The sequence below is a fragment of the uncultured Salinicola sp. genome (assembly GCF_937921195.1).
In the GTDB taxonomy this organism is placed as follows: domain Bacteria; phylum Pseudomonadota; class Gammaproteobacteria; order Pseudomonadales; family Halomonadaceae; genus Salinicola.
Genome location: NZ_CALFQK010000028.1, coordinates 1 through 18,917, shown reverse-complemented (window position 1 = coordinate 18,917; position 18,917 = coordinate 1). Strand labels below are relative to the sequence as shown.

Genomic DNA, 18,917 nt, shown 5'->3' with positions numbered 1-18,917 from the left:
ATGCAACCCTTTCACTATTCGAGAGCCTCGTCGATTCCCCAAGCGCTCGAGATACAGGCCATGGCCGGACAAGACCGCTCTCGACCGGGAACCGCCTATCTGGCGGGCGGGACGACACTCATCGACCTGATGAAACTCGAGGTGATGCGACCACAAAACGTCATCGACCTGCGTGCCCTGTCGGCAACCCATGGCGCCATCGGCTGGGATGGCACCAACCTGCATCTCGGTGCCTTCGCCAGCATGGCGGCGGTCGCCAACCATGGAGACGTGATCGAGCACTTCCCCGTCATTGCCCAGAGTCTCTCCCTTGCCGCCAGCGCGCAGTTGCGCAACATGGCGACCCTGGGTGGCAACGTGCTGCAGAAAACCCGCTGTGCCTATTTTCGCGATCCCTCCTGGCAGGCCTGCAACCGACGAACGCCGGGAAGCGGCTGCGCGGCGATCGAAGGCCTCAACCGTCAGCATGCGGTGCTCGGAACCAACGACCACTGCATCGCCAGCTATCCCGGTGATTTCGCCCAGGCCCTGATCGCGCTCGACGCGACGGTCACACTGTCCGGGCCCGAAGGCGAGCGCCGAATGCCGTTCGCCGCCCTCCACCGGCAACCGCAAGACAGGCCGGATATCGAGACGAACCTGGCGCCGGGAGAGATCATTACCGCATTCACCGTTCCGGCGGGTCCATGGACGCGGCGCTCTCTCTATCTCAAGGTACGCGATCGCCAGTCCTATGAATTCGCCGTCGCCTCTGCGGCAGTTGCACTGGAGATGAATGGGCGTGTCGTCAACGAGGTCCGTATCGCGCTGGGTGGCGTCGCGACCGTGCCCTGGCGTGCGCGGGACGCCGAGAGCGTACTGCGCGGCCACACGCTGGACGAAGCGCGCGCGAATCGGGCCGCCCAGGCCGCGTTCAACGGTGCCGTTCCCCGCTCCCACAACGCCTTCAAGATCGCGCTGGGCCAATCGACACTGGTGCGAGCGCTGCTCGACGCCGCATCCCTGGAGGTGAGTCATGGCTGAACCGACATCCGCGCGGCGGCAGGCAGGTATGCAATCGGCGGGAATGAAAAAGACGAATAGCGAACGGGCCTCTCCGCGTTACGAGTCACGTGAGAAGGTCACGGGCATGGCTCGGTACCCTGCCGACATGCGACTGCCTCGGGTCGCTCATGCCTACCTTTGCACGAGCCGAATTGCCCGAGGCACGATCCAGGCATTCGATCTGGCGGCTGCCAAGGCCGTGCCGGGCGTCCTCGATATCCTGACCCATGAGACGATTGGCGATCAGCCGCGTCAGGTGCCGGCGATCTATCAGGGCGGCTACCTTTCCGACTCTTTCCGTCCTCTCGGCTCGGCGGAGATCGCCTACTGGGGCCAACCGATTGCGGTGGTCATCGCGGAGACCTATGAAATCGCTCGCGAGGCGGCGCGTCGCATCGATGTCACCTACGCATCACAGTCACCGCCAGCAGCCACCATCGACTCTCCGGAGGCCGTCACCCAGCCTCTGGCGCCAATGGATATCGATGTCGGTGATTTCGATGTTGCTTATGCTAGAGCACCGGTCAAGATCGACACACGCTACTCCACCCCCGCGCAACATCAGAACCCGATGGAGCTGTTCGCGACCCAATGCGTCTGGGAAGGAGACCATCTGACCGTTCACGAACCGAGTCAGTATGTGAACAACCTCAAGTTCGGCCTCGCCGAGCAGTTGAACATCGCGCCGGAGCGGATACGCGTCATCAGCACTTATGTCGGCGGCGCTTTCGGCGCCAAGGGCTTTCTGACTCAGCGAACGGCACTGATCGCCATGGCCGCCCGTCGCCTGGGGCGGCCGGTCAAGCTCGTGGCCACCCGTGAACAAGGCTTCACCGTCTCGGGATATCGGGCCGAGACACGACACCACGTCCAGCTCGGCGCCAACCGGGACGGACGCCTGACGGCGTTGAAGCACGAAGGGTGGGAGCTGACCTCCCGCGCCGATACCGTCGCCATGGGCGCCGTGTCGATGACCACCCGGCTCTACGCTTGTCCCAACATCGTGGGGCGCGTCAACGCGGTCTCCGCCGACCGGTCGACACCCGGTTTCATGCGGGCGCCGGGGGAAATGCCCTATGCCTTTGCCCTCGAAACGGCCCTCGACGAGCTCTCCTGCGAACTCGACATGGACCCGATCGAGCTGCGGCGCGTCAACGACACCCGGACGGAGCCCGTGGGCGGCCTGCCCTACACCAGCCGATCGTTGATGCAGTGCTTCGACTCGGCCGCGGCGGCCTTCGGGTGGAAGGATCGCACACGATTGCCGGGGTCGATGCGCGACGGTGACTGGCTGGTGGGATGGGGCTGTGCCACTGCCTTTTATCCGACCTATGCCGGCAATTCCGCGGCGCGTGTCCGCCTCTCCGCCGATGGACGGGTTCACGTTTCGAGCGCCACTCATGAACTCGGACAAGGCGCCTATACCATGATGGCCCAAGTCGCCGCCGAAGAATTGGGCGTGCCGGTAGAGCAGGTGACGGTCTCGCTCGGCGACACCGACCTGCCCCCGGCTGTCGTCGCCGGTGGATCGTCCACCACCGCCAGTCTGGCACCGGCGATCATGGCCGCGTGCGATGCCATCCGCGCAAGGCTCGGCGTCACCGATGCCACCTCGGGCACGGTATCGACCGCGATGGCGACATCGGGAATGGGCAGCATCGAAGAGTTTGCCGAAACCCGCGCCCCGGGCCTACCGGCCGATAGCATCAAGGGACTCTATCGTGGAATGGCCACGCCATTCGGTGGCGTTCACATGGCCGACCGCGTGCAGTTCGCCCTTGGCGCCCAGTTCGTCGAGGTCAGAGTCCACGCCAGGACACATGAGATTCGCGTGGCTCGCGCGGTCGGCGCCTTTGCCGCCGGGCGCATCATCAATGCCCGCACGGCCCACGGCCAGCTCGTCGGCGGCATGATCTGGGGAATCGGCTCTGCGCTGCATGAACAGACCGAACTCGATGAACGTAACGCCAGCTACCTCAACGCCAATCTCGCGGACTACCTGCTACCCGTGAATGCGGACATCCACGATATCGAGGCGATCATGGTCCCGGAAGAGGACAGTCTGGTGAATGCCGCCGGGGTCAAGGGTGTCGGCGAGATCGGTGTGGTCGGGGTGGCGGCGGCCATATCGAATGCCATCCATCACGCCACGGGCAGACGGCTACGCGATCTGCCGTTCCGGATCGAGAATCTGATGAACGAGACCTGAAAGGCGTCGAAAGCTCGTTACCCCCTGACCTCCGACTGCCATACTTCAGGCAGTCGATGACAGCGGATCGACGACAACGCACGGAGTCAAAGTCATGTGGGAATACAAGGTACTGACTTTCAAGTTGCGCCTGAAGGGGTTCGACTACGAGGGCATGGAGCGTGAGTTGAGCGAGCTCGGCAAGACCGGCTGGGAAGCCTTCAGCACCGTGGCACCCAGTTATGGTGCCGGGCAAGCCATTGAAGTCGTCGTCCTGCTCAAGCGTCCAGTGACCAGCGAGTGAGCCCGAACCACTGGACCGCTCGCTCGCAAGAGCCGTAGTCGGGCTGCCGCAACGCCGGAAGTGAACACCCGATGTCAGTTCACCAATCAGCTGTCACGGCCGCCCGCGTCCCGTGGCGCCCGGGGGCGGCACCGTGCGTGATACTCGCCTGCACGTATGCCGCGCATCAATTCACCGATCCAGCCCGCTCATCAGCACGTATTTGACGTCCACGTACTCCTCGATACCGTAGAAGCTGCCTTCGCGGCCATAGCCGGACTGCTTGACGCCACCGAACGGTACCGAGGCCGTGCCCACCGAGCCGCTGTTGAGAATGACCATGCCCGCCTCGATCGCGCGGGACAGGCGGAACGACCGGCCCAGATCCCGCGTATAGCCATAGGAGACCAGACCGTACTCAGTCGCATTGGCACGCTCGATGACCTCCGCTTCCGTCCGGAATCGGTAGATGGCGAATACCGGGCCGAATATCTCGGTCCGGGCCATCTCGGCATCGTCGTCGAGCCCGGTGACGATGGTCGGCTCGTAGAACAGGCCGCCGAGGCCATGCGTTCTCCCGCCGAGAACGATGTTCGCGCCGCGCAGACGGGCGCTCTCCACCAGCGAGGAGACTTTCTCTAGGCCGGTACGATTGATCATCGGCCCGACGACGAAATCGTCACGCATGCCCTCGCCGACCTCGATCTGCGAGACGCGTTCGGCCAGCGCCTCGACGAATCGGTCGTGAATCGCCTCGTGCACGTAGAAGCGATTGGGCGAGATGCAGACCTGGCCCGAATTGCGCAGCTTGGCACCCACCGCGCCCTCTACGGCGGCCTCGAGGTCGGCATCGTCGAAGACGATGAACGGCGCATTGCCTCCCAGCTCCAGCGTCATGCGGGTCAGCGTCTGGCCAGCGGCACCCGCCAAGGTGCGACCCACGGCGGTCGAGCCCGTGAACGAGATCTTGCGGATCCGCGTGTCGCTGGTGAAGCGCTCGCCGATCTCCTTCGGATTGCCCGTCACCATCTCGAACACACCTTCCGGAATGCCCGCCTCGCGCGCGGCTTCCAGCAGCTTGTAGGCCGTCAGCGGCGTTTCCTCGGACGGCTTGATGATCATGGTGCAGCCCGCTGCCAGTGCCGTCGCCACCTTGCGCGTGATCATCATGAACGGGAAGTTCCACGGCGTGATGGCCGCCGTGGGGCCGACAGGCTCCTTGACCACCATGACTTGAGCGTTCGCCGCATGGCTGGGAATGGTGTCGCCGTAGACCCGCTTGGCCTCTTCCGCGTACCACTCGATGAAACCGAGGCCGTATTCGATCTCGCCATACGCTTCGGCGAGACACTTGCCGTTCTCCTTCACCATCAGCTCGGCGAAAGCCGCCTTGTCGTCGCGGATGCGCTCGAACCAACCGCGCAGCAGCTCACTGCGCTCCTTCGCCAATCTGCGGGACCAGGCGGGAAAGGCCTCGCAGGTACGGTCGATGGCAGAATTCACTTCGGACAGGGTCATGGCCGGTGCCTGGCCGACCACGGTGCCATCGGCGGGGTTCAATACGTCGATCATGAAGATGCGCTCCTGAAAAGCAGAACAGGGGACGCCAGACGGGAGACGCTTCTGGCGAACTGATCTCATCGATGTCATCAACGATGAAGGATTGCATGATAGACACCCATAACCGGGCCATACGATGGCTTACAGTCTGCTTTTATTGCCCAATACTATTGGTATTTAATATTATTATTTCTTCATGCCATTGCCTCGTCTCAACCCCGACAAAAGCGTGGCAAACTCGCCCGAACGCCCGATGACCCGGATTCAAACGCTTCGGCGAGCCCGTCGAGAACGGATTTCAAGAACAGGACCAGGCCCCATGAGCAGTAGCGATCCGATACCCTCCTCGACCCTGCACCATCGCCACGAGCCCGAGACCCGGCAGGAGGAGATGGTCGCGCTGCTGAAGACCCTTGCGCCGGATGAGGGCTACAACCTGACGGCACTGCCGGACGTCCGGTTTCTGCGTTCGAACCGCCCCTTGGATTCCACCCCCGTGCTGTACGATCCCGGTATCGTCATCGTCTGCCAGGGCCGCAAGCGGGGATTCTTCGGCGGCCAGGTCTACCTCTACGACGAACAGCACTACCTGGCGGTTTCGGTGCCGGTGCCCTTCACCATGGAAACCGACGCCAGCGAGCGGGAACCGCTGCTCGCGATCTACATGCATCTCGACTTCAAGCTCGCCGCCGACCTGATGCTGCAGCTGGACCAGCTCGGTGGTGTCGACCCCGCCAACCCCCGGGGCATGATGTCGACGCCCATGGACCGCCGACTGAGCGATGCGGTGCTGCGTTTCCTGGACGCTATGAGCCGGCCGCTCGATGCCGAGATCCTGGGTCCGTCACTGGTGCGGGAGATCTACTTCCACGTGCTGACCGGCGATCAGGGCCCTTCGATGCGGGCGGCGCTGGCCATGCAGGGCCAGTTCGGCAAGGTGGCACGTGCCCTGCGCTGCATTCACGCCTCCTACTCGACGGATCTCGACGTCGAACAGCTCGCCCGCAGCGCCGGCATGAGCGTTCCCACCTTCCATGCGCACTTCAAGGACGTCACTCACACTTCGCCCATGCAGTACCTGAAGTCCACCCGCCTGCACCAGGCGAGGCTTCTGATGGTCAGAAACGGCATCACGGCAGCGGCAGCCAGCGCTCAGGTCGGCTACGAAAGCCCGTCCCAGTTCAGTCGCGAGTTCAAGCGCCTTTTCGGCAGAAGCCCGATGGCGGAAGCCAGAAGAATGCGGGAGGAGTTCGCCATCCCGCCCGCCCACGCCGCAGCGACGTTCGTCTCGTCGCATTGAGCCAGTAACGCCGCCGCCACCCACGACCGTTCCGGCACCGCCTCGGCCAACGCATGCGTCGGCCGCTCAAGTCGTGCATGCTGATGGACAAGGAGACAACGACATCACGGTCGCCAGGACAGGCAGGGGGATTCATGAGCCAGGAATCGGAACCGACGCGCAAGGCACTCTACGAACGAGCTCGACAGCAGGAGATCGCGGGGCGCTCGAAGATGAGCAAGGCGGAACTGGCGGCGGCGCTCGAGCGGCAGTCGTTCGAGGAGGCCGCCGCCCCGGTGGTGGCGACGCGTTTCGATACCTTCAAGCGCCTCGCCGAGGCAGTGGCGGCCGGCGAGTTCGTGCTGCGCCCACGCGCACTGACCGGGTTCGAGCGTCGTCGGCACGTGCGCCAGACGCTGCGCGAGGATCACCAGACACGCATCGCGGAAGGTTGCGAGCAAGCCGGCGCCAAGTTCGACAAGCTCTCCGACTCACTGTTTTCGTTCTTTCGCGGCACGGCGCTGCTGTTCTACCGCGACATGGCCGGCGACGACGCCTGGATGCCCACCGTACTCGCCCTCGGCGACGTTCACCCCGGCAACTTCGGCGTCATGCCCAACGCGGACAACGTGCCGATCTTCTCGGTCAACGATTTCGACGAGGCCTACTACGCGCCCTTCACCTGGGATATCAAACGCGGCGCGGTCGGCTTCATGATCGCTTCCGAAACCGAGGGCGAGCTCAAGCCCAAGCATCGTCTCAAGGTCGTGCGCCGCTTCGTGCAGGGCTATCTCGAGACGATGGAGCGGCTGGCGCGCGAAGGCACCGAGCAGGATGAGGAGATGCGTCACGACAACGCCCCGAAACTCATCCGCCAGCTGTTCGAGGATGCCGATGAAGACCGCGCCGAGTGGCTCGCCGACGACTACCTGAACGAGACGCGCAGCGGCTTCCGTCCGACCAGGAAACTGGTGCCGATCTCGTCGCGCCGTGACGAATTCCAGGCGATCACCGACCGGCTGGTCGAGGAGAACGAGATCGAGGTGCCGGCACGTGCCAAGGGGCGAGACAAGCAGGGCATGCATGTGAAGGACGTGGCGATACGTCTCGGCCAGGGCACCGCCTCGCTGGGTCTCAACCGCTATTACGTCCTGATCGAAGGCCCCCGGCGCGACGGCACGGACGATCTGATCATCGAGTACAAGCAAGCCCGGCGCTCCGCCCTGTCCGGCCTGGTACCGCCCTCCGCCTACGAGATGGACTCCCTTGCCGAACGCGTCAGCCATGCCCAGGCCGTGCACCTGATACGCGGCGATCTTTTCTACGGCCACGTCACGTTCGAGGGGCACAGCTATCTATCCCGCGAGCGCGCGCCATTCCGCGACGACATCGACCTCGACGACCTCTCCAAGAGTGAATGGAAGGCGTACGCCCATATCTGCGGCGGCGTGCTCGCCACCGTGCACGCCCTCTCCGACGAATCCGGCAAGCTCGACTACGACATCGAGCCCGCTATCCTCAACGCCATCGGCCCACCGGCACTGTTCGTCGGGGACATGGTGGAATTCGCCACCGAGGCCGCCGACCGCCTGCGCCGCGACCACGCCATGTTCCGCGAGGACCACGCCCGGGACGCGTTCGAGCATCTGGACTGGGTGCACCGGTGAAAGGCCCTCCAGCCGTCAACGGAACGGGGTGCGCATTGGATAATTCCATGCCGGTGACGATCAGCTCGCTCGTTGATCGCCCAGACTTCATCGATGCCTGCGCAGCCTGGACCTACGGCCAATGGGGCGTCGGCTCGACGCGCACACTCGAAAGCACGTTGCAGCGTTTCAGGCAAGCCGCCGGTGATCAGAACATCCCGCTCACTTTCGTGGCCCATGTCGGTGATCGGCCGGTCGGCATGGCGAGCTTGTTCGATGACGATTGCGATCTTCGCCCTGAGCTCCGACCCTGGCTGGCCGCCGTTTTCGTTCATCCCGATCATCGCGGTAACGGCATTGCGGGGCTGTTGATCCAGACCGTGGAACACGCGGCACAGCGCCTAGGCGAAGGCTCGCTTTATCTGACGACCAAAGACAGCCAAAACCTCTACGCCAGATACGGGTGGCGGCACGCTGGCATCGTCCAGTATCCGCAATGCGATCTCTACCTCATGCACAAGGCATTGCGCTGAAACCGAGTCGATCGCCCTTCGTGCTGCCAGCTCTTGTAGACGAATTCGAGGCTGTAGCCATCCGGGCCGCAGACCTGGGCCGCGTTCACCATCGCTTGTCTGAGCCAGAGAGACACACGCCCCCTTGCACCAAAGCCCTTGAGAACGGGATGGTGACCCGCAAGGCCCACCCGCTGGTACCGCCCACGGTGGAATATCGTCTGCCCGAATGGGCCAGGCCCTGTGAACGGCATCGGATGCCCTGCTGCAATGGGCGGAACAGAAAGCGGCGCTGCAACCACCACGGGAGGCGCCGAATGAGGAGACGGCTGACCAACGATCATGAGCTAGTAAATATCCCGCGAGGACCACGCCCGAGTGCGTTCGAACGCCTGGACGGGGTGCATCGGTGATTCAAGCAGGGGCCGAGAGGCGACAACGTTTCTGATTCATCAGGATAATCGACCATGAAATCATCAACTGGTGGCTGCCTATGCGGCAAAATCCGAATCACTGCGCATGGCGAGCCTCTTCGGGTCGGCATCTGCCACTGCATGGACTGCCGCAAGCATCACGGCGCGCTCTTCTATGCCGCCGCCAATTACCTCGCGGAAGCAGTGACCATCGAAGGCGAGCCGCAGGAGTATCAGGGACGCTACTTTTGCTCCACCTGCGGCTCTTCGGTCTTCTCGATGAGCGATGGCGAGATCGAAGTCCACCTGGGCACGCTCGATGTACCCGATCGCTTCATGCCGACCTATGAGCTATGGACCATTCGGCGTGAACACTGGTTGCCGCCGTTTCCACTCGCGGAGCGTCACGAACGAGATCGCACGCTGCCCAGGGCTGACACCTAACCGAGCAGGACGACGACCGGACCACAACGGTCTCGAGCCATCACGAGCGGCTGCGCCGTGGCGCGATGTCGCGCGCCCGGCCAGTCAAGCATCACGGCGGTTTTCGGTTGCGACATCGCTCCGCAGCGACGTCTCGACCCAGTAATAGCTCGTCCCTGGTGGGGGTGAACTGGCTCGTCTCACCCCCGCCGGGATCAAGCGGCCGGCCCCGTGCTCTCTCGTATCACCAGTTCGAAGGGCATGATGCGATGCTCATCCGCTGCGTCAACCCGGTCATCGATGATGTCGAGCAACAGGGCCACGGCCTCGCGACCGAAATCCTCGGCGGGCTGGGCGATGGTCGTCAGGGGAGGATCGCAGAAGGAAGCGAAGGCGATATCGTCGAATCCCGCCACCGAGATATCCTCTGGCACCCGAAGACCCGCCTCCTTGATGCGCCGCATGGCGCCCATGGCCATTTCGTCGTTCTCGCAGAAGATCGCCGTGGGGGGATCGGCTCGCGACAGCAGCTCACCCGCCGCCCGATGGCCCGAGGGCGGCGTGAAGTCGCCGGGACACCACAGGCTCTCGTCCGGCATCAGGCCGGCGGCCGCCAGGGCATCCTGGAAGCCCAGCAGACGATCCCGGGTCAAGGGGCTGTTGCGCGGTCCCTTGATCATGCCGATACGGCGATGCCCCAGTGCCAGCAGATGCTCGGTCACCGCCCGGGCGGCGGCGCGGTTGTCCAGCTTGACGGTGGGACACGGCGCCTCGTCGAGCACTTCACAGGCGTTGACCATCGGCGGGCGCGCCTTGCCGCGCGATGTCGTGAAGGGATCATAGGCGCGCAGTTGGATGAGGCCATCGGCCTGGCGGGTCGACACCAGGCCGGCGTAGGCCCGTTCGGTACGTTCATCGCCGAGTGTGTTGCACAGCAGAATGCCGTACCCCCGCCGCTGCGCCGCTTCCTGGATGCCACCAATCACCCGGGCAAAGAAGGTATTGGCGATGATCGGCACCAGCACCACCAGATTGCGGGTCCGCTGCGACCGAAACTGCACCGCCGTGAGATTCGGGCGATAGCCGGCCTGCTCGACGGCGACCAGCACCTTGTCGCGCGTTGCCGGCGACACGATATCGGGCGTCTTCAAGGTGCGCGATACCGTCGCCACCGACACACCGGCCAGCTCGGCCACCTTGCGAATATTGGTCATGCCTGGCTGTGAACCTCCTCGTCTCGTCGACCATCTCGGCATCATGCCGCGGGCCAGTCTACTGCATCGGCACTCCGGGCTCATCGCCCCACCGGCGAAGGCCCTGCGACCTAGGTCGCATTGATACTCCGCCCTTGGATGACTAGCTTACCGTCAAATGTAACCGGTTACATAAAAGGATCAGACTGGTCGAGACGGCCCAGCCGAGCATCCTGTGGAGGACGAATGACGACAACGAGACGGCGCGTGCGAATGGGCATGATCGGTGGTGGCGAAGGCGCCTTCATCGGCCGGGTGCATCGCCTGGCTGCCGCCCTGGACGGCGAGCTGGAACTGGTCTGCGCCAACTTCAGCCGCGATCCCGGCAACAACGCCCGCACCGGCGAGGCCTGCGGCCTGTCGGCACGGCGCCTCTACCCCGACTGGCAGTCGCTGATCGATGGCGAGCGCCAGCTCCCCGAGGACGAGCGCATGGATGTACTGGTCGTGGTCACCCCCAACCATCTGCACGTGCCCATCAGCCAGGCCGCGCTCGAGGCGGGTTTCCATATCTTCTGCGAGAAGCCGGCGGCGACCACCCTGGCGGAAGCACGCCGGCTCGCCGCCACCCTCGAGGCGGGCCAGAGCCTCTATGGCCTCGCCCACACCTATCTCGGTTACCCCATGGTCTGGCAGGCTCGCCGCCTGGTCAGCGATGGCGAGCTCGGCACCCTGCGCAAGATCCATGTCGAATATCCCCAGGGCTGGCTCGGCACCAACCTCGAGGGCACCGGCAACAAGCAGGCGGGATGGCGCACCGATCCCGCCATTGCCGGTGCCAGCGGCTGCATGGCCGACATCGGCACCCACGCCTTCGGTCTCGCCGAGTTCATCTCGGGACACCACGTCACCGAGCTCTGCGCCGCCCTCGGCATCCATGGCGAACAGCGGCGTCTCGATGATGACGGCGACGCTCTGTTCCGCACCGCCGAAGGCGCCAGCGGCACCCTGATGGCCAGCCAGGTCTGCACCGGCGAAGAGAACGCCCTGAAGATCCGCCTGTATGGCGATCGCGGCGCGCTGGAGTGGCAGCAGATGGAGCCCAACACCCTGATCCACCGGCGCCTCGACGCGCCCATGCGGGTGCTGCGCGCGGGGATCGACCAGCCCGGCCTGGCGCCGGAAGCCCTAGAGCGGCTGCGCCTGCCAGGAGGCCATCCCGAGGGTTATCTGGAGGCCCTGGCCAACCTCTATCGCGATTTCGCCGACGCCGTCCGGCGCGGCGATCGCGGCGCCGCCGACGGCGTTCCCGGCATGGACGAGGGGTTGCGGGGCATGGCCTTCATCGAGGCCCTGCTGAAGAGCCAGGCCGGCACCGCCAAGTGGACACCCCTCGAAGAGACTTCCCAGAGGCATGACGCGGAGGCAACGACATGACAGGCACTCACGACACCGGCATCAAGGGGCCGGCGCTCTTTCTCGCCCAGTTCCTCGACGACCACCCGCCTTTCGATGATCTCGACACCATAACCCGCTGGGCCGCCTCGCTCGGCTATCGCGGCGTCCAGGTGCCGACGACCGATCCACGCCTGATCGATCTCGAACTCGCCGCCGACAGCCAGGATTACTGCGACGAACTGACCGGACGCTGCGCCGAGGCCGGCGTGGCGATCAGCGAGCTTTCCACCCACCTGCAAGGCCAACTGGTGGCGGTACACCCCGCCTTCGATGAACTGTTCGACGGCTTCGCTCCCGCGCACCTGCATGGGCAACCCGACGCGCGCCGGCACTGGGCCGAGGAACAGCTCAAGCTCGCCGCCCGCGCCAGCCGGCGCCTGGGGCTGACGGCACACGGCACCTTCTCCGGTGCCCTGCTGTGGCCCTACGTCTACCCCTGGCCGCAACGGCCGGCGGGGCTGATCGAGGAGGGTTTCGCCGAACTGGCCCGTCGCTGGCGGCCAATCCTCGATGTCTTCGACGAGCAGGGCGTCGACCTGTGCTTCGAGATTCACCCGGGGGAAGACCTGCACGACGGCGCCACCTTCGAACGCTTCCTCGACGCCGTGGACGGCCACTCCCGGGCGAAGATCCTCTTCGACCCCAGCCACATGGTGCTGCAGCAGCTCGACTACCTGGGCTTCGTCGATCGCTACCACGAAAGAATCGGCATGTTCCACGTCAAGGATGCGGAGTTCACGCCCAGCGCCCGCAGCGGGGTCTACGGCGGCTATCAGGGCTGGGTCGATCGCCCCGGGCGCTTCCGCTCGCTGGGCGATGGCCAGGTCGACTTCAAGGGTATCTTCTCGCGGCTCACCCAGTACGGCTACGACGGCTGGGCGGTACTCGAATGGGAATGCTGTCTCAAGGACGCCGCCCAGGGCGCCGCCGAGGGCGCGCCCTTCATCGCCAGTCACCTGATCAAGCGTGCCGACAAGGCCTTCGACGACTTCGCCGACACTGGCTCGGACCCGGCGCGCAACCGGCGCCTGCTGGGACTCGGCGAGACGGACTGATACCCACCACACAATAACGAGGGTTCGCCATGCTCAGCACACGACTCGGCATCATGATGTTCCTGCAGTTCTTCATCTGGGGCGGCTGGTTCGTCACCCTGGGCACCTTCCTCTCCCAGAACCTGAACGCCAGCGGAAGCCAGATCGGCATGGCCTTCTCGACCCAGTCTTGGGGCGCGATCATCGCGCCCTTCATCATCGGCCTGATCGCCGACCGCTACTTCAATGCCGAACGCATCCTCGCCGTGCTGCACCTGGGCGGCGCCGCGCTGATGTTCGGTCTTTACCGCTCCCAGGACTTCGCCACCTTCTATCCGCTGGTTCTGGTCTACATGATCCTCTACATGCCCACCCTGGCGCTGGTGAACTCGGTCTCCTTCCGCCAGATGAACGATCCTTCGCAGGAATTCGCCAGGATCCGGGTCTGGGGCACCATCGGCTGGATTCTTGCCGGGCTGGCGATCAGCTACCTGTTCTCCTGGGACGGCGCCGAGGCCATTGCCGGCGGCGCCCTGCGCAATACCTTCCTGATGTGCGCCATCGCCTCGCTGGCGCTGGGCCTGTACAGCTTCACCCTGCCAGCCACGCCGCCCAAGGCGGACACCCGCAAGCGCGGACTGAAGGAGATCCTCGGGCTCGATGCCCTGCAACTGCTCAACGACCGCAACTACGCGATCTTCTTTGTCGCCTCAGTGCTGATCTGCATCCCACTGGCGTTCTACTACCAGAACGCCAACCCCTTCCTGGCGGAGGTCGGCGTGGCCAACCCCACCGGCAAGATGACCCTGGGACAGGTCTCGGAAGTTCTGTTCATGCTGCTGCTGCCGGTGTTCATCCACCGCTTCGGCATCAAGATCACGCTGATCGTCGGCATGCTGGCCTGGGCCGTGCGTTACGCCCTCTTCGCCGTCGGCGATGCCGGTGAAGGCGTCTACCTGCTCTTGATCGGCATTGCCCTGCATGGCGTCTGCTACGACTTCTTCTTCGTCTCGGGGCAGATCTACACCGATGCACGCGCCGGCGAACGCTTCCAGAGCGCCGCCCAGGGCATGATCACGCTGGCCACCTACGGGGTCGGCATGCTGATCGGGTTCTGGATCGCCGGCCTGGTCACCGACCACTACGCCACCGCCGATGGCCACGACTGGCAGGGTATCTGGCTGTTTCCTGCAGGCTTCGCCCTTGCCGTCCTGCTGCTCTTCCTGGTGGCCTTCAAGGACAAGCATGGCGCCAAGGGGGTCACCGAGACGGGACGGACCTGAGAGATCGGCTGCCACAGGAGTGCCGAGCCGATCGGCGACACCTTGGGGCAGCGATTGGACCAGCGGCGTCGCCCGGCCATGGGTGCGGGAGGCCGATGCCTCCTGCACGCCTCGGTTAATGATCACAACAGCGTCTCTTACCGGGCCTGGTGGACGGTTCTCACACTGGGGCGGAAACCCGGTTCAAGCCGCTCTCTTGCAGTTCCTTCCCTGAGGCCACCTTACCGAGTCCGCTTCACCTGTTTCAGGATATCGATGAACGCGCGCAGCGACGCTGGCACATGGCGGTTGGCCGGATAGTAGAGCGCGAGTCCCGGCGTTGGCGGGCACCAGTCATCGAGGACGGTCACGAGTTGGCCCGATTCCAGGTACGCCTGGGCGAAGTGGTCGGGGACATAGGCGATGCCATGCCCGTCCGCGGCCGCCTGTACCAGGAGATCATTGTCGTCGAGAGTGAGGTTGCCAGGGGCGTCCACCGCCAGCTCGGCGCCCCGTCTGGAAAACTCCCAGCGATAGCGCTTTCCACTGGGCAGGCGTTGGCGGATGCAGCAATGCATATGCAGATCATCGGGTGTGGTCGGCCTTGATCTGCCTTCCAGATAGGACGGCGCCGCCACGGCGATGAAGCGCACGTCGGCCCCGAACCGTACCGCGACCATGTCCTGCGGAATCGTTTCCATCAGGCGCACGCCGGCATCGAACCCCTTTTCCACGACATCGACGAGACGTCCTTCCGAGACCAGATCGAGCTCGACGTCGGGATAGCGCTCCAGGAACGGAGGCACCACGTCCCGCAGGAGGATACGGGCACCGCCTTTGTTCGCATTGATCCGCAGCGTACCGGTCGGCGTGCCGCGCTCCTCGGAGAGGGTATCGAGCGCCTGATCGAGATCCCGGAGAACCGGGTGGAGCCGAGCCAGCATCCGGGCGCCAGCCTGGGTCAGTGACACGCTGCGCGTGGTCCGGTTGAAAAGCCGGACGCCCAGTTTGCCCTCGAGTCCGATGATCGTGTGGCTGAGCGCGGAGCGCGAGACGCCCATGACGTCGGCCGCCCTGCGAAAGCTGAGGTGACTGGCCACTGCAGTGAAGGCGGCCAGATCGTTCAGACTGGGACGCATCATTCGTGATTATTCCTCACCACCTCATCCCATATTGACGATCTTATAACACCAATCTTCTTGATTTACATTTGCAAATCTACAGGGGAGTCATCAAATGACGAAAACATGGTTTATCACCGGCGCTTCCTCGGGGCTCGGTCTCGAGATGACCCAGCGACTGCTGGCCCAAGGCGATACGGTGGTCGCAACGACACGACGCTCAGGGGCGCTAATTGAACTCGAGCAGCAGTACCGTGAGCGCCTGGATGTGATTCCGCTAGATCTGCTCCAGCCGGACAGTACGGCATTGGCCGTCGAAGGCGCGTTTCAGCGACACGGTCGGATAGACGTGGTGGTGAGTAATGCCGGCTACGGCCTGTTCGGAGCCGCTGAAGAGCTTACCAACGATCAGATCGAGCGGCAGATTGCCACCAATCTCACCGGGTGCATCCACTTGATCCGTGCCGCTCTACCCCGTCTTCGCCAGCAGGGCGGTGGAAGGGTCGTGCAAATCTCGTCAGAAGGTGGGCAGATCGCCTATCCGGGCTTCAGCCTCTATCACGCCACTAAATGGGGTATCGAAGGCTTCGTCGAATCAGTGGCCCAGGAAGTGGCTCCCTTCGGTATCGACTTCATCATCGCCGAGCCGGGGCCGACCGCTACCAATTTTGGTGCCAATCTCGTTTATGCCACCCCCATGGAGGCCTACGATCAGACGCCTGCCGACGCCGTTCGTCGCGCAATCGGCGACGGAAGCTTCGAGATCAAGGGCGATGCGGCGCGTACCGTGGACGCCATCATTTCTGCCGCCGAGAGCACGAAACCACCCTTGCGGTTGGCACTGGGCAGCACCGCCTATGCGTCGATCTCGCAGGCACTCTCCACACGTCTGACGGCCCTAGAGGCGCAGCGGGAGCTCGCCTACTCTGCCGACCGGCAGGCGTCGTGAAATCGCAGCAACCCAGACATCAGGAACAGGAGAAAAACATGTCCATTCGCCCGGTCATATTGGCGTTCGCTCTCGGAATCTTGTCCTCATCCGCCTTTGCGCAGACCAGCGCTGACAATCAGGTACTGGGCACCTGGAAAATGGTGTCGGCAACGATCGATCCCGGTGGCAGAAATATCCCCGCCTATGGAGAAAAACCCAACAGTCTCCTCGTCTTTACGCCTGACATGCACTTCGTGGAGGTGCTGACCGACGCCGACACGCCTCGGTTTGCGTCCAATGCTCGCGGTGGGGGAACAGATGAAGAGAACCGCATGGCGATGTCACGCGGCATCGGCTTCTTCGGCACCTATACCGTCGACAGCAACGGAGAATTCAGCGGGAACCGCGTCCTGGGTTCGACATTCCCTAACTGGGTCGGCAGCGTCCGGACGCGTAATGACCTGACACTGGTCGTGTCAGGCGACCGCATGACCGAACAGTTTCGGCGGCCCGAGGGGACCCAGATCCAGATCGAATGGCGGCGCGTCGAGTAATGGCAGCGCGTCGAGTAAAGAACGGGGAGCACGAACCCTTCGATGATAACCAGAGGCGAAGTAGGACGACCGGGGGCCGATGAAGTCGAGTCGTTGATGAAAGCGAGCTTCTTGCCACACCCATACAAAGAAAAACCCATATACCGCCAATAGAGTCAAACTCCAACGAGAAGTGCCGCACGATCGCTGACAAACACCAAATTGATAACAAGCGCCATGTCACTATCGTGCTATACAACCACAATGTCTGGACTAAAAACCTCGACGAACTGGGACAATAGCAACGCGTTGGCATGAACTCATTTTATAGGGAGAGGCCCTGGTTTTCAGGGCTCCCCTAGCGAATAGCGAATACGCTCTACTGCGGTGCGGCCAAATGGCAGCACCCCCGCAAAGCCTTCATGCCCTCGTCTTTACTCTTCATTTCGAAACCTGCCCCGCCAACGAACACGCCCATCTTGATATACTGCTCAACGAAGTAATTCTCACCGGCGCTCGCGGTAAAGACGAGCGTATTGTCACTGAATTCGGATTCAGTTGACAGGCTGTGCTCGCCCGGTTCTATCAATTCATAAAAATAGACGCCATTGGCCGTCTCACCAAGAAGTTGGCCATCCAGAGAGATAGACTTCTTTAGTGCCTTACCCATGAAGCTGTCGCGGTAGACGTAGAGGCCAGCTTCACCCTTCGGAGGTGCGGAAAACTGCTTGAGTGCAAGATCTTCATCGCTGGAACCCATGGGCACCGAAGCACATCCTGAAGCCAGCAGCGTCGTGGTGATAAGCGCGCCTAACATCGCTTTTTGATACATCTATGTTCCCTTCTTGAATCTTTTCTTGGTATTTGTCTCGGCAAACCAAGTATCGACCGCAGAAGGGATTTCCTTAACAAAGACGATTCATAGACCGAGTATCGCGTGGTCGCCTCAACCCAGCAGCAGGTCGCCCTCGATGGGAATGAACTGGCTCGCCGCGTTGATGAGCGAGTGCGCGGTGAACTTGGGCACGCCGTAGACCTCGACGCGCTTGCCGTGGACCTCGCGAATCTTGCGCGCCAGCAGGTCGAAGTCGCCGTCGCCGGAGACCAGCACCACCACATCCGCCTGGGCCGCGTACTCGATGGCATCGAGGGTGATGCCCACGTCCCAGTCGCCCTTGGCGGAGCCATCCGCGCGCTGGATGAACGGCTTCAGCTTCACCTCGAAGCCGATCGTGCGCAGGGTGTTCTGAAAGCCGCGCTGCTTGGTGTCACCTTTGTCGGTGGCGTAGCAGCGCGCGGTCAGCACCTCGCGGCCCGCCGTCGCTTTCGCCCAGAACCGGCGATAGTCGAACTGCTTGGCGTAGGCGTCGCGTGTGGTGTAGTAGACGTTCTGGGTGTCGACGAAGATCGCGACGCTGGTCATGGGGCAGGATTCCCTGGGGTGGCCGAGCGCCGGCGCCTTTTCGTACAAACCCTAGCGAACCACAACGCGTCGGCGGGCCGTTTCCGGCCCGCCGACATCGAACTCGCTGGGCCGAACCTAGCGGGCGAGCTCCTCACGCACGATCGCCGCACCAGCGCTCAAAGCCTTCAGCTTGCCCTGCGCTACCTCACGAGACAAGGGCGTCATGCCGCAGTTGGTGCAGGGGTAGAGCTTGTCGGCATCGACGAACTGCAGCGCCTTGCGCAAGGTCTCGGCGACCTCTTCCGGCGTCTCGATGGTGTTGGTGGCCACGTCGATCGCCCCGACCATCACCTTCTTGCCGCGGATCAGCTCGATCAGCTCCATCGGCACGTGGGAGTTCTGGCACTCCAGCGAGACGATATCGATGTTCGACGCCTGCAGCTTGGGGAAGATCTCTTCGTACTGGCGCCACTCCGACCCCAGGGTCTTCTTCCAGTCGGTGTTGGCCTTGATGCCGTAGCCGTAGCAGATATGCACGCCGGTCTCGCACTCGACCCCTTCGATGGCTTTCTCCAGAGCGGCGATGCCCCAGTCGTTCACCTCGTCGAAGAAGACGTTGAAGGCGGGCTCAT

17 protein-coding genes and 1 pseudogene are annotated in these 18,917 nt (G+C 63.4%); 12 read left to right on the top strand and 6 right to left on the bottom strand.

Translation table 11 applies throughout. The features are described from left to right. The 3 genes from Q0602_RS02390 (at position 1) to Q0602_RS02380 (ending at position 3,536) form a co-directional block, all read left to right on the top strand. Positions 1-1,023 carry a xanthine dehydrogenase family protein subunit M gene (locus Q0602_RS02390; protein WP_298838376.1) on the top strand — a complete coding sequence of 341 codons (1,023 nt, stop codon included), beginning with the start codon at positions 1-3 and terminating at the stop codon, positions 1,021-1,023. A 106-nt stretch (positions 1,024-1,129) separates the two neighbouring features. After that, complete coding sequence (locus tag Q0602_RS02385; protein ID WP_298838373.1) at positions 1,130-3,253, top strand: xanthine dehydrogenase family protein molybdopterin-binding subunit; 2,124 nt, start codon at positions 1,130-1,132, stop codon at positions 3,251-3,253. Positions 3,254-3,347: 94 nt separating this feature from the next. Then, positions 3,348-3,536, top strand: coding sequence for a DUF4177 domain-containing protein (locus Q0602_RS02380; RefSeq protein ID WP_298838370.1), 189 nt, complete (start codon positions 3,348-3,350; stop codon positions 3,534-3,536). A 171-nt stretch (positions 3,537-3,707) separates the two neighbouring features. Here Q0602_RS02380 and Q0602_RS02375 read toward each other — a convergent pair whose 3' ends face one another. Beyond that, entirely contained in the window at positions 3,708-5,087 is a 1,380-nt protein-coding gene (locus Q0602_RS02375) for an NAD-dependent succinate-semialdehyde dehydrogenase (protein ID WP_298838367.1), read from the bottom strand. Between the two features lie 307 nt (positions 5,088-5,394). On the opposite strand from Q0602_RS02375, the gene Q0602_RS02370 reads away from it, so the two are divergent. The 4 genes from Q0602_RS02370 (at position 5,395) to Q0602_RS02355 (ending at position 9,369) form a co-directional block, all read left to right on the top strand. Then, positions 5,395-6,375 carry an AraC family transcriptional regulator gene (locus Q0602_RS02370; RefSeq protein WP_298838362.1) on the top strand — a complete coding sequence of 327 codons (981 nt, stop codon included), beginning with the start codon at positions 5,395-5,397 and terminating at the stop codon, positions 6,373-6,375. Between the two features lie 134 nt (positions 6,376-6,509). Continuing rightward, positions 6,510-8,021 (top strand): DUF2252 family protein, encoded by a 1,512-nt coding sequence (locus tag Q0602_RS02365; protein ID WP_298838359.1) that lies wholly within the window; start codon positions 6,510-6,512, stop codon positions 8,019-8,021. Between the two features lie 47 nt (positions 8,022-8,068). After that, positions 8,069-8,533, top strand: coding sequence for a GNAT family N-acetyltransferase (locus Q0602_RS02360; protein WP_298838356.1), 465 nt, complete (start codon positions 8,069-8,071; stop codon positions 8,531-8,533). A 446-nt stretch (positions 8,534-8,979) separates the two neighbouring features. Next, entirely contained in the window at positions 8,980-9,369 is a 390-nt protein-coding gene (locus Q0602_RS02355) for a GFA family protein (protein WP_298838353.1), read from the top strand. Between the two features lie 194 nt (positions 9,370-9,563). Here the strand turns inward: Q0602_RS02355 and Q0602_RS02350 are convergent, their stop codons facing one another. Next, on the bottom strand, positions 9,564-10,562 hold the full coding sequence (locus tag Q0602_RS02350) for a LacI family DNA-binding transcriptional regulator (protein ID WP_298838350.1): 999 nt from the start codon (positions 10,560-10,562) through the stop codon (positions 9,564-9,566). 225 nt (positions 10,563-10,787) lie between these two features. Here Q0602_RS02350 and Q0602_RS02345 point away from each other — a divergent pair, with 225 nt between their 5' ends. Genes Q0602_RS02345 through Q0602_RS02335 form a run of 3 tightly spaced genes read left to right on the top strand, consistent with a single transcriptional unit; the run spans position 10,788 to position 14,316 of the window. Then, a complete protein-coding gene (locus tag Q0602_RS02345) occupies positions 10,788-11,978 on the top strand; it encodes a Gfo/Idh/MocA family oxidoreductase (RefSeq protein ID WP_298838347.1) in 1,191 nt (396 codons plus the stop codon). Further along, entirely contained in the window at positions 11,975-13,054 is a 1,080-nt protein-coding gene (locus Q0602_RS02340) for a sugar phosphate isomerase/epimerase (RefSeq protein ID WP_298838344.1), read from the top strand. The genes Q0602_RS02345 and Q0602_RS02340 overlap by 4 nt, the downstream gene beginning before the upstream one ends. Positions 13,055-13,083: 29 nt before the next feature. Next, positions 13,084-14,316 (top strand): nucleoside permease, encoded by a 1,233-nt coding sequence (locus Q0602_RS02335; protein ID WP_298838340.1) that lies wholly within the window; start codon positions 13,084-13,086, stop codon positions 14,314-14,316. A 221-nt stretch (positions 14,317-14,537) separates the two neighbouring features. Here the strand turns inward: Q0602_RS02335 and Q0602_RS02330 are convergent, their stop codons facing one another. After that, positions 14,538-15,437 (bottom strand): LysR family transcriptional regulator, encoded by a 900-nt coding sequence (locus tag Q0602_RS02330; protein ID WP_298838337.1) that lies wholly within the window; start codon positions 15,435-15,437, stop codon positions 14,538-14,540. 94 nt (positions 15,438-15,531) lie between these two features. On the opposite strand from Q0602_RS02330, the gene Q0602_RS02325 reads away from it, so the two are divergent. Together Q0602_RS02325 and Q0602_RS02320 are read left to right on the top strand one after the other, a co-directional pair. After that, entirely contained in the window at positions 15,532-16,365 is an 834-nt protein-coding gene (locus Q0602_RS02325) for an SDR family oxidoreductase (RefSeq protein ID WP_298838334.1), read from the top strand. A 38-nt stretch (positions 16,366-16,403) separates the two neighbouring features. Beyond that, the gene (locus Q0602_RS02320) at positions 16,404-16,901 is read left to right on the top strand and encodes a lipocalin-like domain-containing protein (protein ID WP_110598782.1); all 498 of its coding nucleotides are present in this window, start codon (positions 16,404-16,406) and stop codon (positions 16,899-16,901) included. Between the two features lie 358 nt (positions 16,902-17,259). Here the strand turns inward: Q0602_RS02320 and Q0602_RS02315 are convergent, their stop codons facing one another. The 3 genes and pseudogenes from Q0602_RS02315 to Q0602_RS02305 form a co-directional block, all read right to left on the bottom strand. Continuing rightward, entirely contained in the window at positions 17,260-17,712 is a 453-nt protein-coding gene (locus tag Q0602_RS02315) for a DUF2846 domain-containing protein (protein ID WP_298838322.1), read from the bottom strand. 114 nt (positions 17,713-17,826) lie between these two features. Further along, on the bottom strand, positions 17,827-18,303 hold the full coding sequence (locus tag Q0602_RS02310; protein WP_298838317.1) for an NYN domain-containing protein: 477 nt from the start codon (positions 18,301-18,303) through the stop codon (positions 17,827-17,829). A gap of 117 nt (positions 18,304-18,420) precedes the next feature. Next, positions 18,421-18,917: pseudogene (locus Q0602_RS02305) on the bottom strand (methionine synthase); the annotation flags it as partial.

What these genes read in the sequence shown, in the direction of transcription:
- Q0602_RS02390 (WP_298838376.1), top strand. Translation starts at nt 1, where the DNA reads ATGCAACCCTTTCACTATTCGAGAGCCTCGTCGATTCCCCAAGCGCTC.
- Q0602_RS02385 (WP_298838373.1), top strand. Translation starts at nt 1,130, where the DNA reads ATGGCTCGGTACCCTGCCGACATGCGACTGCCTCGGGTCGCTCATGCC.
- Q0602_RS02380 (WP_298838370.1), top strand. Translation starts at nt 3,348, where the DNA reads ATGTGGGAATACAAGGTACTGACTTTCAAGTTGCGCCTGAAGGGGTTC.
- Q0602_RS02375 (WP_298838367.1), bottom strand. Translation starts at nt 5,087, where the DNA reads ATGATCGACGTATTGAACCCCGCCGATGGCACCGTGGTCGGCCAGGCA.
- Q0602_RS02370 (WP_298838362.1), top strand. Translation starts at nt 5,395, where the DNA reads ATGAGCAGTAGCGATCCGATACCCTCCTCGACCCTGCACCATCGCCAC.
- Q0602_RS02365 (WP_298838359.1), top strand. Translation starts at nt 6,510, where the DNA reads ATGAGCCAGGAATCGGAACCGACGCGCAAGGCACTCTACGAACGAGCT.
- Q0602_RS02360 (WP_298838356.1), top strand. Translation starts at nt 8,069, where the DNA reads ATGCCGGTGACGATCAGCTCGCTCGTTGATCGCCCAGACTTCATCGAT.
- Q0602_RS02355 (WP_298838353.1), top strand. Translation starts at nt 8,980, where the DNA reads ATGAAATCATCAACTGGTGGCTGCCTATGCGGCAAAATCCGAATCACT.
- Q0602_RS02350 (WP_298838350.1), bottom strand. Translation starts at nt 10,562, where the DNA reads ATGACCAATATTCGCAAGGTGGCCGAGCTGGCCGGTGTGTCGGTGGCG.
- Q0602_RS02345 (WP_298838347.1), top strand. Translation starts at nt 10,788, where the DNA reads ATGACGACAACGAGACGGCGCGTGCGAATGGGCATGATCGGTGGTGGC.
- Q0602_RS02340 (WP_298838344.1), top strand. Translation starts at nt 11,975, where the DNA reads ATGACAGGCACTCACGACACCGGCATCAAGGGGCCGGCGCTCTTTCTC.
- Q0602_RS02335 (WP_298838340.1), top strand. Translation starts at nt 13,084, where the DNA reads ATGCTCAGCACACGACTCGGCATCATGATGTTCCTGCAGTTCTTCATC.
- Q0602_RS02330 (WP_298838337.1), bottom strand. Translation starts at nt 15,437, where the DNA reads ATGATGCGTCCCAGTCTGAACGATCTGGCCGCCTTCACTGCAGTGGCC.
- Q0602_RS02325 (WP_298838334.1), top strand. Translation starts at nt 15,532, where the DNA reads ATGACGAAAACATGGTTTATCACCGGCGCTTCCTCGGGGCTCGGTCTC.
- Q0602_RS02320 (WP_110598782.1), top strand. Translation starts at nt 16,404, where the DNA reads ATGTCCATTCGCCCGGTCATATTGGCGTTCGCTCTCGGAATCTTGTCC.
- Q0602_RS02315 (WP_298838322.1), bottom strand. Translation starts at nt 17,712, where the DNA reads ATGTATCAAAAAGCGATGTTAGGCGCGCTTATCACCACGACGCTGCTG.
- Q0602_RS02310 (WP_298838317.1), bottom strand. Translation starts at nt 18,303, where the DNA reads ATGACCAGCGTCGCGATCTTCGTCGACACCCAGAACGTCTACTACACC.